Source organism: Pseudomonas sp. FBCC-B545 (assembly GCF_059134095.1).
The window spans coordinates 1,958,407-1,971,352 of record NZ_CP101441.1 but is presented as its reverse complement, the minus strand read 5'-3'; the positions used below and the strand labels follow the sequence as shown (position 1 = coordinate 1,971,352).

The window sequence follows — 12,946 nt, the reverse complement described above, 5'->3', positions numbered from 1 at the left end:
CCGTTTCCAGTGTGTGCTTGTTTAACTTTCATCACGCCAAGGTAACAACTTATGCAAAGGCTTAGTTCGAGCCTTCGTCGTCGCAGTGCCGAAGAAACATTAACCATCATCACCAACGACCTTGCCCCACGCCTGGGCATTACTCGTGTAACCGACACAACCTGGCTGGACCGTATCGGTATCCCAGTGTTTGCCAGTATCCGACCCGATGCCCTCAAGGGCTCGCTGTGCGTCAATGCAGGCAAAGGCCTCAGGCCAGCCGAAGCCAAGATAGGCGCGTACATGGAGGCTATCGAATTCAGCCTTGCGCAATACAATACAGCCCAACTGACACTGGTGCAGACCACTCCCCGGCAACTCATCGACAGCCATGAGGGCCGCATAGCGTTCAATCAGTTCTGCATGCTGTATGGCTTCTCTGCCAATGCCGACGCGCTCATCATGGCCGTCGAAGTCGAAGACGTATTGCGCGAGAAAAAGGTTCTTGCACCCGCCGAACTAGTGTTCATTCCCTACCCCGAGAACCCAGGGCAACAACTCTTTGGGGAAAGCTCCAGTGGCCTGGCCTCCGGCAATGACTTGGTGGAAGCCTCGGTGCATGCGGTGTGCGAGCTGATGGAGCGCGATGTCCAGGCCTTTAATCACCTGCGTGACCGTTCCTGCCTCGTCCATCTGGACCAATACAGCGCAGAGATCGCTGCCCTGATCAGCAAGGTCAATGACGCGGGCCTGAGCCTGTCGGTCCGTTACACCGAGAACTGCTTTGGACTGGCCTACTTCCAGGCGTTCATCATGGAAGAGTCCCCCCAGGCCCCTATCTCTGTGGCGACTGGCTCAGGGCTGCATCCGATCAAGGAAATCGCCTTGATCCGGGCAATCTGCGAAGCGGCCCAAAGCCGTCTGAGTCACATCCACGGAGGCCGGGACGACATCATTGAGCGGGTCAAATACTTTGAGAAGAAAGGCCGCTCCGTGGAGCTTGAAGCGATCTCACGCTTGCGTAACGTGGCGACCTCCCGTGAACAGATGATCGATTACTCCGCCATCAACTGCCAGGAAGCCGCGATCCCCACCATCGAATCGGCCTGGACGTTGCTTATCGAGCGGTTGCAGGCCATCGGCCTGAGTAGCGTGCTGAGGGTTGTGCTTAGCAAGGCCACGGACGACATCACGGTGGTCAGAATCATGATTCCGGGGCTTGAAGCCTTTGAACCCGGGTTGAAAAGGGTCGGTCCGAGGTTACTTACGTATGTCAAACAAAGCGCTTGAACCCTGCATGCTATTTGCGGGCCCTTCCCTGCAAGGCATCGACAGCCGACTGCTGTGCAGCGACGACCTGGTGGTATGCCCTCCCGTCAAACGCGGCGACATAGAACGCCTGGTTGCGCAATCGCCGCCTTCGGATCTTGCGATTGTCGATGGCGTTTTCCATGCACACCCTGCTGTCGGGCATGCCGAGATCCTGACGGCCCTGAACGCCGGTTGGCGCATTTGGGGCCTGTCTTCCATGGGGGCCATTCGCGCCTGTGAAATGGACAGGTTGGGAATGACCGGCTTTGGCGAAGTCTATCGGCAATTCGCCAGCGACCCGGACATGTCCGACGACGAAGTGACATTGGTGCACCAGGCACAAGCACCTTACCTTTCGCTCAGCGAGCCGCTTATCCATATCCGGCAGTTTTTGAAGCACTGGACGGCGGAGCAAATCATCACGCCAGCCCACGCACAGCAAACCCTGCACTACCTGAAAAACATGTGGTACGGACATCGCACGCTCAGTTGTCTGAAAGACGCCTTGATGGCACTGCCTGTCGCGGAACCCACCATAGACAGTGCCCTGGCCAACTTTTCGGCCTACAGAATAAAAAGCCTGGACTTGATCGATTTTCTCAAACTGAAACCATGGACGAAGACGGTAAAACAGAATGTCGCCATCAGAGATACTGTGTGAAATAAACGGCTTGCCGTTTGTAAATCCACACTTCAACAGCACCAAACTTCTAACCCTCGTCGCCGTTGTACGCAGGAATATCGCCGGCAGCGAGTTACCGTTAGCCACTTATCTGCAACCTGATTTTGCCACCGCCCTGTATCACCAGCACGTCGAAGGCGCGCCTGAGTTCCCACCCCATCAAGCGCTGGGTAACGCCGAGCAGTTCATGCTGGCCGAAGCCAGGAGCAACCTTAAAGCCTTGCTGCCGCACTGGAGCAAACTGTTCGATCTGCCAGTGAATATCTATAAGTTGCTGACGCACCAGGTCAGCCTGACCAATCCGGTGCTGCCGCAACAGATGTTCCTGGGTGAAGACGCGTTCACCAGCATCACCGATCTTGAGGAACTGCTCGTGCATGAGCTGTCGCATATCTGGTGCAGCATGATCGCCGAGATTTACGACTTCCAGCTCAAGGACAGCGCGAACGACTACGTGCTGCCATCGGGCACCGGCGGCAAGAACCCTCGAGGTGTCCTGCTGGCTTGCCTGTTCGCGGTCAGCGCCGTGAACTATCACCAGCGCCTGGTGGCGAGCGGCTCCGAGCGGGCGCGTCCCGAACGGCTGGATTTTCTGCACCAGTATTTCCTGCAGAGCCTGGCCACGCTCCAGGCATCCGCCGAACTGTCTGAAATCGGCAAGCTGATCACCTCCAGGCTGGATACGTTCTCCAGTGAACTGACCACTGACAACGCTCAAGGATGACCCATGGCAGTCGTACACTTTCCCCGCCAGTTCCTGCTTTACACCGACCAACATAAAACCCACGAGGCCGAGGGTTTGTGTGTCAATGATGTACTGGGCAACCTGACCGCGCGGTTTCCCGCGCTGATTGGCCCGGTGTTCTCCGAGGACCTTCACCCACTGCCGTTCGTGGGCTTGTTCGTCAACGGGGTTCCGGTAATGAGTGCGCAAGACCGCGGCCGCGTCCTGGACAGTAATGCGCAGTTGATTCTGATCAACGCCGTGGCAGGTGGCTGACATGCAGTGCGACCTGAAGACGGACACCTCCCGTTATGCCCGCCAGATAATCCTCAGTGAAGTCGGTGCCCAGGGCCAGCAACGCCTCAAAGAAAGCAAGGTGCTGGTGGTCGGCGCCGGAGGGCTGGGCTGCCCGGTGCTCTTGTACCTGGCAGGCGCCGGGGTCGGCACGCTCGGCATCGTTGATAACGACATCGTCGACCTGAGCAACCTGCATCGACAGATTCTCTATGGGGTGGCCGATGTGGGCGAACTGAAAGTGTCGGCCGCCAAGCGGCGCGTCAACCAGTTGAACCCGGACATCGTCGTCGATACCTTTGCCACCACGCTGAACCCGGACAATGTGCTGTCGCTGCTGGCGAGCTACGACATCATCGTCGACGCCACGGATAACTTCGACACCAAATACCTCATAAGCGATGCCTGTGTCGCCGGTGAGAAACCGATGGTCTATGCCTCGATCAGTCAGTTCGAAGGCCAGGTGTCGGTATTTAATCACTACCACCAAGCCACCCAGGAGCGGGGGCCGTGCTTTCGCGATCTGTTCGAAACCCCACCGCCTCCACACTTGACGCAAAACTGTGCGCAAGCCGGCGTGCTGGGCGTCATACCTGGCCTGCTCGGCTGCTTTCAAGCCAACGAAGTGCTCAAACTCATCCTCCAGGCCGGGGAGCCATTGAGCGGCAAATTGTTGTCCATCGACTGCCTGGACAACACCTTCCACCTGTTGAGCGTCCATAAAAACCGGAACCGCCTTCCCGCACCCGCCCTGGGGGCTTCCACCACGCCTGCATGGCGTGACAGCGATTGGCTGTCGCCCGACAAATTGCATGATTGGCTCGAGTCACAAGCGCCCTTTCAACTGGTCGACGTACGCGACAGCCATGAACACCTGCACGCTTCGCTGGGCGGCCGCTTGATTCCGCTCAAAGACATACTCGATCGCCGGCAAGAACTGGATACCACCCGCCGTATCGTCTTCTATTGCAAATCCGGGGTCAGGAGCAAGGCCGCCCTGCTGGCGGTTCGCAGCATCCACCCACACGCGGAGCTCTTCAGCCTTGAGGGCGGCATCGAGCGCTACCTGACGACTTTTCCTGACAACGCCACGCTGGTCGCGCCGTGAACGCCGCTGATTGCGCAGTTATTCCCTCCGGATCAAAGGTCCCTCAATGAGTGCAAATTCTTCAGGCATCACCTGGGGTTTTCCCGGCATCGACCGACGTCTGCTGAAAGTGCAATTCAGCTTTTTGTTGATGGTGCTGGGGGGCCGCTGCAATCAACTGGCGGTGGCCTGGTGGGCGTTGCAGGAAACCGGGTCTGCACTTTATTTTGCCAATATGATTGCCTGCTCCATCGCAGCCGAGGTATTAGCCAAACCCCTGCTGGGGTGGTTGGGGGACAAGTACAACAAGATCCTGATCATCAAGCTGGCTTCCTGGCTCAGCTTACTGACTGCCTTGTTGATGGTGGTACTGTCTGCCACGGGGTCTTTCAACCCCTGGACGGTGGGCGCGCTGATGATGGTCAGCAGCGCGATTGTCGGCGTACGTGATCCGCTCCAGGCCTCGATCATTCCTTTATTTGCGCACGACGATAAAGTCTCCCTGGCCTTTCGCACCAAAAGTGTGATGTCGTCCTTTTCGATCCTGCTGGGGCCCGTCATGGCCAGTGGGTTGATCTATGGGTTCGGGATCACATTTGCGTTTGCCGCCGATTTCGTTGCGATTCTCTTCGCCGGGGCGCTGATAGCGACCATACCTAACTCCGTCGGTGCCACCAGCCACAGCGACAATGCCCCCTCCACCAGCGGCTGGCGCATGATCTACTCCGGCTTCAAGGTGGTGTATGGCGTGAAGGTCGAGTTTTACCTGGCCATTGTCGCGATGCTGATCAACTTTGCCTTGTTTCCCTTTTTCACCATCCTGCTGCCACTCTACGTAAAAGACGTCATCCACTATCCGGTCACTTACATCGGTCTTCTGGACTCATGTTTCGGACTGGGGATTCTGGCAGGCAGCTACAAAATCATCGGCTGGTTATCCGATCACCTCCCCCGCGACCTGTGTGTATCCGCAGGCTTTGCGTTACTGGGGTTAAACCTGGTGGTGGTCGGCACCGTGTCTTCGTCGTTGCTGGTGCCGGCGGCCTTTTTCTGCGGGGGCGTCGGCCTGATGCTGATCAACATCCCCACCTCGGCCGTGAGGTTACTGGCAACCCCCAAACTCCATCGCAACCGGATCTTTGCCACGGTGGCGTTTCTCTCTGCCGCAGCCAGCCCCTTGGGCAGTTTCGCGATGACCGGCCTGATCGCCCATCTGGGCGTCGCGCTGACCATCACCCTGCTGGGCCTCATGGTGCTGCTGTTGTCGTTGCTGGTGTTTTTGGTACCCGACTTCAAAACGTTCATGCGCACCCAGGACACGCAACTGAGCGATGCCTACCTGGACAAATACCCGGCAGCGTTCGCGCGCTGACGCGTCTCGTCATCACCCACCACTTGCAAATGGAGTTGCCTTTGACCACGCCAGACCTCAAGGACCGGCTTGAACCCGCTCGCCATGAACAGATCTTCTGCGGCCAATATTATGACGACATGGGTTGCATCGGCTTCCTGGGCGACCCATCGAAGGCGGGCATCTCGGTGTTGATGCTGGGGCTTTCGGATGGCGTGGCGCTGGCGCCCATCGCAGCCAGTACCCGGGTGACCCGCCTGTTGGCCGTCGACCTGGACGAGACCGCCGCCGTGCGAAGCCTGGAAAACCGCAACCGACTGGCAGCGCATCTGCGCTTTGACAGTGTGGTCGACGATGCCGCGCACTTCCTGGGCGCGACCTCCGAGCGGTTCGATGTGATCATCGTCGATCTCTACACCGAGGAGGGTTACGCCCCGATCGTGTTTGATCAGGGTTTTCACCAACGGCTCAAAAGCCGCCTGAACCCTCGCGGTCATGTGGTATTCAACGGTTTTGGCGTGCCCATGAACCTTGAGCCGTTCATAGGTTCTACGCCGCAGGCCTGGCTGGCCAAGCGCCTGAATGACAGCTGGGGCGACATTCACCACCTGCCCCACCGACGCAATGCGACGTTCATCATCGGCCCACCGCCCTCCACCACTGCAGCCGTGGGGTCGTTGTGTGTCAGTGACCAGCTGTTCATGGACCTCATGGGCCTTCGCCTGCGCTACCTGACGCCAACGGTTATCCAAGACACGCCGGATGTATCGCCAGCACTGGACTTCGCAGGGATTGATCGGGAGGTGCATAAACGTTGGGTGGGTGCGTTACCGGCCTTGTCCGCACTGCTTGTGCCGCCGTTGGTGCTGGACAAACCCGGCGATCTGCTTGAGCTGCTGGATCACCCGCAAGCTTGCCTGGCACTGCAGGAGCGCCTGCTGAAAGACCCATCATCGCTGCGCACCACTCTGGCATTGCTGATCGCAGGTGAGGTCAACTTCTCTGATCGCGATATGTCATGGTTGCCGGACTGGGTCGTCGCGACCCTGGACGATAGCGTCGAGGCACGCCCTCGAGACTGGCTGGAGGGGCTGCTTCCTTACGCCTATGGCGTTATTACCCACAGGACCCGCGGGGATGCGAACAAGGTGGATGGCTTCCGCAGAGCGCTGGCTCGATTGTCACAGGCAGCGTGACCAGCTACGCGGCTGCGCCTGCGGTGCATCAGACGCACCGTAGACCCAGCCGCGCTGCACCGCCTCTACGGCGGCTTCAGATCCGCACGTTACCGCGTGGCCCGGCAATCGCCCAGATGATCAGGCCCAGTACCGGCAACAACAGGATCAACAAGATCCACAGCACCTTGGCGCCCGTGCTCGCGCCGCTTTTGAACACGTTGATGATCGCCCAGATATCCAGCGCGAGGATGATCAGGCCAATCAGGCCATTAAAAGTGGAACCCATGGTGTCGCTCCTAAGTGAGGGCATGCCCTTGTAGGATAGCCAGGCCTGGCGGGGGTTCCGTTTTATTTTCAGACGTGTACGGCAATCTTCAAGGCTTCCAGGGATGGCTCGGCCTTGATGCCGACTTCGGCGCACAACTCCAGCACCCGTGGCAGGTCGTTGCCAAATACCAGTACCGCCTGGATCTCGTCGTCCAGCAACTGGCTGAAGTTCATCAGCACATAACCGCCGTCTTCCGGGCTCAGGGCACTCATCTGGATCTGGATACGGTTCAGCGCAGTCAGGTCTTCGGTCTTGGCCAATTGCTTGGGCTTGAGGTTGAACGCCACGCCCGGGCCGAACGACGCGACGATCTGGGCAAACAGGTCGACATAGGTATCGGCCTGGAACAACACCGTGTCCGGCAAGCTACCGACCACCACCCATTCACCCAGCGGGATCGGGAAGCTGTCGTCGTAGTTGATATCCGGGTTGGCCGCCAGGAACGCCGCCGGGTCCGCGTAGGCCTGGGCCGCTTCTTCGGCGATACGCACGACCTCATCGTCGCCCATGACGCCGGCGCTGATTTTGCTGATGAGTTCGACGAGGGCGGTTTTCATGGGCGATCCTATGGCGGGCGGGTTTTGGAGGGCGCGTAGCCTACACCAGTTTCTGCAACTGCGCCGCCGTATCCACCGCGCCCATGGTCTTTGCCGCCGCCAGCGCAGTGGCACCCTGTGCATCGGTGGCCTTGGGGTTTGCGCCCTTACTGAGCAGGTAATCCACCATTTCAACGCGATTGAACATCGCCGCCATCATCAAGGCCGTACGCCCGTCCGACGACGCCGCCTCAACCGGTGTGCCGCCGTCGATCAGCGCCTGCACCACCGGCAGGTTGCCTTTGAACGCCGCGCCGGCAATCGGCAACTGGTTCTTGTCGTTGGCGATCAAGGGGTCGGCCTGGTGTTCCAGCAGTACTTTTACCGCCTCGGGGTGGCCGTGGTAGGCCGCGAGCATCAATAAGGTATCGCCATTGTGATTACGAAAGTTGGCCGGCAAGCCCTTTGCCAACAACGCCGCGAGCATGGCGGCGTCACCGCGGCGGGCAACGTCGAAGACCTGCTCGGCAAACTCGGCAGCTTCGTCTTCGGTCATTTGTTTGGGCTGGTCTGACATGGGGGCTCCTTGCTGAGGCGGCTTATGTAATTGAATAAGGCGCTCAGTGTCGCGAGGGAGTTCCCCAGTGTCATGGCTTTTTTGTCAAAAGCCGCCATAGCCAGAATCAATAACGCAACTGCCCGCCCTGGATCTGCGCCAACAACTGCCCGGTGACGGGCACGTAGCTGTCCGTACCTGGCAACCAGGCGTAGACCGGATCATTGCCGACCTTGTCCGGGTCGAACGCCTCCTCCTTGAGCTTCACTTTCTGGTACTTGAAGGTGCCGGTGGTTTCCATCTTTACCTTGATACGCAGGAACAGCGGCACCGCATAATGCGGCAACTGCCCGTGGGCGAATTGCAACAATTGGCGCATGTCCAGGGCGGCCAGGGATTCGCTGGGGGTGATGGCGACCATGCCTGCACGACCATTGGTGTTTTCGATCTCGACACCGTAGGCCACCACCTCGGCGATCTGCGGGTGTTGCAGCAGGACGTTTTCCACTTCGGTGGTCGAGACGTTTTCGCCCTTCCAGCGATAGGTATCGCCCAGGCGATCGACAAATTGCGCGTGGCCAAAGCCAATGCTACGCACCAGGTCGCCGGTGTTGAAATAGCGGTCGCCCTTTTCGAACACGTCGGTCAGCACCACCTTGCGATTCTTTGCGGGGTCGGTATAGCCATCGAAAGGCGATTTCTCATCGATTCGCGCCAGCAACAGGCCCTGGCCGCCGGTGGCTACCTTGTGCATGAATCCGTTGCTGCCACGCAGCGGCTCACCCGTGTCATGGGCGTAATCCACCAGCGCCCAATGCTGCAGGCAAAAGCCGATGGTGTTGTCGAAATTCAGCACATTGGTGAAGCCGATATTGCCGTCGCTGGCGGCATACAGTTCGCAGATATGCTCGACCCCATAACGCTGCTTGAACGTTGCCCACACACCGGGGCGCAAGCCATTGCCAACCATCTTGGTCACACGGTTATCGCGATCCTGTTCGCTGGGCGGCTGGTCGAGCAAGTAGCGGCACAACTCGCCGACGTAGCCAAGGGTGGTCGCGTTGAACCTGCGCGCATCGTCCCAGAACTGGCTGGCACTGAATTTGCGCCGGATGGCGAAGCCGGACGCGCCAATAATCGCCGAGCCCCAGCACACACACAGGCCGGTGGCGTGGTACAGCGGCAAGGTGCAATAGAGAACGTCCTGCGGGCCCATGTCCAGTGCGATGCTGCCGAAGCTCACGGCGGTCTTGGTCCAGCGCCCGTGCTTCATGATGCCGGCCTTGGGCAAGCCGGTAGTGCCGGACGTGTAGATATAGAAGCAGGGGTCGTTGAAGAAAACCTGCGCGGAGCTCGCCGGGTTGTCTACCGGGCCGTCGACGCTGGCGGCCATCAGGTCGATGTAGCCTGCGGGCGTCGCGCTGCCGGGTTGATCCGCGACGAGCCAGGTCCGCTCGGCCGGGATCCCGATCTGATCGCGCACCGCCGCATAGGCGCTCAACAGCTCCGCGCCTACCACGATGGCTGCCGGACTGACCAACGTCAGGCTGTGCTCCAGCGGCGCATGGGTTTGCGAGGTGTTGAGCATGGCGCAGATGCCCCCCAGCTTGGCCACGGCCAACACGCTCAACAGCAACTCGGGGCGGTTCTCGATAAACAGCGCCACCACGTCCCCCTTGCGAATGCCTTGGGCCAGCAGGTAGTGGGCGATGCGATTGGCATGCTGATTGGCGTCGCGATAGCTGATCGCGCTGTCCGCATAAAGCAAGGCGTTGCCATCTGGGTTGCGCAGCGTGGCTTGCTCGAAATGCCAGCCCAAGCCGCAGGGTTGCCTGGGGTCAGTGACATTGGCAGCGCGCATACCGCGAACCACTCGCGGCAGCGCTCGTACGATAGCAGGCACCTTGCGAAGCATCATGCTCCAGGTGATGAGGTCGTTTTGCGGATGACTCATGGCGGAACGTCCCTTTTTCTTATTCTTGGTCTGGTCCAGAAACATCGACGGCCCCATGGGAATTCGCCGAATGGCTCGCAGGAAAATACGTCAGCCATTCTTTGGCTGTACACGCAGGATTTGAAAAGTTTTGTATCCCAGGCAACGGCGGCCATTGGCGATGGAATTTTCTGGGAAAAATCGTGGTCAATAGTGTGAAGGGCCGACGGCCCAGTGTGAAAAATGCTCGACCCGATAACGCAAAATGCAGGATGCACGATGGGCCTTCATGCAAAATGCACGAAAATGAAAACTGCAAAAATTTATAACTAGCTGATTTGTAACGTTTTTTTGAGACAAGCAATACTGGCACAATCACTGCACCTATCACTCCATGCTTGCCAACTTGAGCCAACGGAGCTGATAGACATGAGCCTGATCCAAGATAAATTCGCTTCAGTATTCTCCAACTACGACGTCACCACCCAACCACGTCCAGACGGCGGCATCCTGTTGACCCTGCGCAACAGCGAAGGTAAGCAGGTCAAGCGTTCGATCTCTTACCAGCAGCTGCACACCGCTGATCAACTGACCTGGGTGATCAGCGCCATTCGCCGCGACCTGGCCGAACAAGCCAGTGAGCTGCCACAGATTTCGATGCTGCAAAGCCAGAACCGGTTTGCGCTGCCGACTTACCATTCGGCTTAAGCCATCGACGTGAAAAGGGCCGCGACGCTTTTAGGCTTCGCGGCCCTTTTTTATGCCTTCAACACAAGCCCTGGCGGGAGGCTTCATTCATCGCCTGTACACGGTTGGTGACATCCAGCTTGCCGTAGATATTGCGCAGATGGAATTTCACTGTGGCTTCGGAGGTGGCGCGAATCTGGCTGATCTCCCAGACGGTCTTGCCCTCTGAGGCCCACCGCAGGATTTCCAGTTCCGTCGGCGTCAGGGGCTTGCCAGACAAGCTCAGACGTTTCCTGACAGCCGTGGGTACGATCACCAACGGGCGATATGTCTGCTCTGGGCCATTCATTGCTCTCTCCTTTGATATCTGCTGATGCGCTGCCACCTTTCGGATTCCTCCTATTGACAGATGGCTTAAACATTGACGCGGAACAGAGAGTTACATAACGAATGGAGTGAAAGCGTAAAGCACAGAATAAACAGCTTCGCCCTACAACTAATTAAGTTTCTTCCCACAGCAAATTCCAACTTGCCTGGGTTGAATATTCAATTTTTTATGCTTAGTCGTCCAATTCCGGAAAACGAACCGCTATATCGTCGCCGGTGAGTTTTGGCACCCGGCCGTGAGCGGTGTTGAACAAGCGCAGCGTCACACAGTGCGGGTTCTCGCCCATATCGAACCAGTGGGGTAAACCTGCCGGGATGATCAGCAGGTCATGTTTCTCACAGCGCACGCCGTATACATAATCGTCTACATGGAGAGTGAACAGCCCCTGGCCGGCGACGAAGAAGCGTACGTGGTCTTCACTGTAGGTTCGTTCGGCCAGGCCCTGGGTGCGCAACTCATCTTTCTGTGGATGATCATTCTCTACGCGAATCACTTCCACGGCGGCGTACCCAAGGGCATCGATCTGCGCCCGGTAAGCCTCGATCATTTCAGCCTCACTGGCGCCCTTCTCGACCGGGCTGGGCTGCCAGCGCTCAAAGCGAACGCCGTGCTCGGCCAGGGTCGACTGGATGTCAGCGACATGGGTGAGCACCTTGTTCGGAGTATCCGCGGTGGCGATGGGGTAGACGGCTACATAACTCATTGCACGGTTCCTTGGTTCGGCTCTTGCAATCGAAGGCCAATGATAATGGCGGCAGCCAGGGCCGCGGCGCTGGCGATACTGAACGTCAGGGTCGGCCCCAACAGGTTCCAGCTATAGCCGGAATACAGGGCACCAAGGGCGCCGCCCGTGCCGGCCAATGCCGCGTACAGCGCCTGGCCCTGGCCTTGCTGGCGGTCACCGAAACTGCGTTGCACAAAGGCAATTGCCGCCGCGTGAAAGCTGCCGAACGTGGCGGCATGCAGCAGCTGCGCCAGGAGCAGCACCCAGAAAAACTCGGCGAATGAACCCAGCAGCAGCCAGCGCAACGCCGCCAGCAGAAAACTTGCCAATAGCACCCGACGCACGGAAAAACGCGCAAGGATGCGGCTCATGGCCAGGAACATCAGCACCTCCGCCACCACCCCCAGCGCCCACAACAGGCCGATCACCCCACGGCTGTAGCCCAAGTGTTCCAGATGCAGGGTGAGGAAGGTGTAGTACGGGCCATGGCTCATTTGCATCAGCGCCACGCAGGCATAAAACGCCAGCACCCCGGGACTACGCAATTGCATGAGGAAACCGTCTCCGGCCAGGCGCTTGCCGTGACTGGTGGGCTGCGCGTTCGGCACCCACAGGCTGGCACCAATGATGCCGGCCATGATCACCACGACCACCACCGGGTAGATATCCAGGCTCAGCCAGTCGAACAGACGCCCCATGATCACCACGGTGAGGATAAAACCAATGGAGCCCCACAGGCGGACCTGGCTGTAGCGCGAGGTCTGCTTGTGCAGGTGAGCCAGGGTGATGACCTCAAACTGCGGCAGCACCGCGTGCCAGAAAAACGCGTGCAGGGCCATGACCATCGCCAGCCAGGCGTAGGTCTTGCTGACGAAGATCAGGCAGAAACTGGCCAGGGTGCACACCGCGCCAAACCGCACGATAGCCAGGCGCCGGCCAGTGTAGTCGCCGATCCAGCCCCACAGGTTCGGCGCCACGCAGCGCATCAACATGGGGATGGCCACCAGCTCGCCGATGCGCGCGCTGGAGAACCCCAGGTGATCGAAGTACAGCGCCAGGAACGGCGCCGTCGCCCCCAGCAGGGCGAAGTAGAACAGGTAGAAGCTGGAGAGGCGCCAGTACGGGAGCGGTGGGGTCATTGTATGGGGGGCTGCGCCGCAGCCCAGCGCGAGCAAGCTCGCACCTCGC

At 59.0% G+C, this 12,946-nt stretch carries 15 protein-coding genes; 8 read left to right on the top strand and 7 right to left on the bottom strand.

Annotation, left to right across the window (positions count from 1 at the left end; all coding sequences use genetic code 11):
- The first annotated feature begins 51 nt into the window (after positions 1-51).
- From NMB39_RS09170 to NMB39_RS09140, 7 genes are read left to right on the top strand one after another with little or no spacing between them, the layout of a single operon-like run.
- Positions 52-1,269, top strand: a complete 1,218-nt coding sequence (locus NMB39_RS09170) for a YcaO-like family protein (protein ID WP_057025494.1) — start codon at positions 52-54, stop codon at positions 1,267-1,269.
- A 7-nt stretch (positions 1,270-1,276) separates the two neighbouring features.
- Complete coding sequence (locus tag NMB39_RS09165; protein ID WP_057025495.1) at positions 1,277-1,951, top strand: TfuA-like protein; 675 nt, start codon at positions 1,277-1,279, stop codon at positions 1,949-1,951.
- Between the two features lie 10 nt (positions 1,952-1,961).
- Complete coding sequence (locus tag NMB39_RS09160; protein ID WP_198720800.1) at positions 1,962-2,696, top strand: hypothetical protein; 735 nt, start codon at positions 1,962-1,964, stop codon at positions 2,694-2,696.
- A 3-nt stretch (positions 2,697-2,699) separates the two neighbouring features.
- Positions 2,700-2,972, top strand: a complete 273-nt coding sequence (locus tag NMB39_RS09155) for a MoaD/ThiS family protein (RefSeq protein ID WP_494339388.1) — start codon at positions 2,700-2,702, stop codon at positions 2,970-2,972.
- Position 2,973: 1 nt separating this feature from the next.
- On the top strand, positions 2,974-4,098 hold the full coding sequence (gene moeB / locus NMB39_RS09150; RefSeq protein ID WP_082636737.1) for a HesA/MoeB/ThiF family protein: 1,125 nt from the start codon (positions 2,974-2,976) through the stop codon (positions 4,096-4,098).
- A 46-nt stretch (positions 4,099-4,144) separates the two neighbouring features.
- Entirely contained in the window at positions 4,145-5,449 is a 1,305-nt protein-coding gene (locus tag NMB39_RS09145; protein ID WP_494339389.1) for an MFS transporter, read from the top strand.
- A gap of 41 nt (positions 5,450-5,490) precedes the next feature.
- Entirely contained in the window at positions 5,491-6,624 is a 1,134-nt protein-coding gene (locus NMB39_RS09140; RefSeq protein WP_494339390.1) for a spermidine synthase, read from the top strand.
- A 76-nt stretch (positions 6,625-6,700) separates the two neighbouring features.
- Here the strand turns inward: NMB39_RS09140 and NMB39_RS09135 are convergent, their stop codons facing one another.
- From NMB39_RS09135 to NMB39_RS09120, 4 genes are all read right to left on the bottom strand, one after another.
- Entirely contained in the window at positions 6,701-6,892 is a 192-nt protein-coding gene (locus NMB39_RS09135) for a PLDc N-terminal domain-containing protein (RefSeq protein ID WP_003172956.1), read from the bottom strand.
- A 68-nt stretch (positions 6,893-6,960) separates the two neighbouring features.
- Positions 6,961-7,491, bottom strand: a complete 531-nt coding sequence (locus tag NMB39_RS09130) for a hypothetical protein (RefSeq protein WP_057025499.1) — start codon at positions 7,489-7,491, stop codon at positions 6,961-6,963.
- Between the two features lie 40 nt (positions 7,492-7,531).
- Positions 7,532-8,047: an ankyrin repeat domain-containing protein gene (locus tag NMB39_RS09125; RefSeq protein ID WP_057025500.1), complete on the bottom strand. Its 516-nt coding sequence runs from the start codon at positions 8,045-8,047 to the stop codon at positions 7,532-7,534.
- A gap of 106 nt (positions 8,048-8,153) precedes the next feature.
- Positions 8,154-9,980, bottom strand: coding sequence for a long-chain-acyl-CoA synthetase (locus NMB39_RS09120; protein ID WP_494339391.1), 1,827 nt, complete (start codon positions 9,978-9,980; stop codon positions 8,154-8,156).
- A 408-nt stretch (positions 9,981-10,388) separates the two neighbouring features.
- Between NMB39_RS09120 and NMB39_RS09115 the strand changes: the two genes are divergently transcribed.
- Positions 10,389-10,667: a DUF3509 domain-containing protein gene (locus NMB39_RS09115; RefSeq protein WP_003172952.1), complete on the top strand. Its 279-nt coding sequence runs from the start codon at positions 10,389-10,391 to the stop codon at positions 10,665-10,667.
- Between the two features lie 58 nt (positions 10,668-10,725).
- Here NMB39_RS09115 and NMB39_RS09110 read toward each other — a convergent pair whose 3' ends face one another.
- From NMB39_RS09110 to NMB39_RS09100, 3 genes are all read right to left on the bottom strand, one after another.
- Complete coding sequence (locus NMB39_RS09110; RefSeq protein WP_043047637.1) at positions 10,726-10,995, bottom strand: response regulator transcription factor; 270 nt, start codon at positions 10,993-10,995, stop codon at positions 10,726-10,728.
- Positions 10,996-11,206: 211 nt separating this feature from the next.
- Positions 11,207-11,737, bottom strand: coding sequence for a 1,2-dihydroxy-3-keto-5-methylthiopentene dioxygenase (locus NMB39_RS09105; RefSeq protein WP_198720806.1), 531 nt, complete (start codon positions 11,735-11,737; stop codon positions 11,207-11,209).
- Complete coding sequence (locus NMB39_RS09100) at positions 11,734-12,897, bottom strand: MFS transporter (protein ID WP_306958450.1); 1,164 nt, start codon at positions 12,895-12,897, stop codon at positions 11,734-11,736. Before NMB39_RS09100 ends, NMB39_RS09105 begins: the two co-directional genes overlap by 4 nt.
- Between the last annotated feature and the right edge of the window lie 49 nt (positions 12,898-12,946).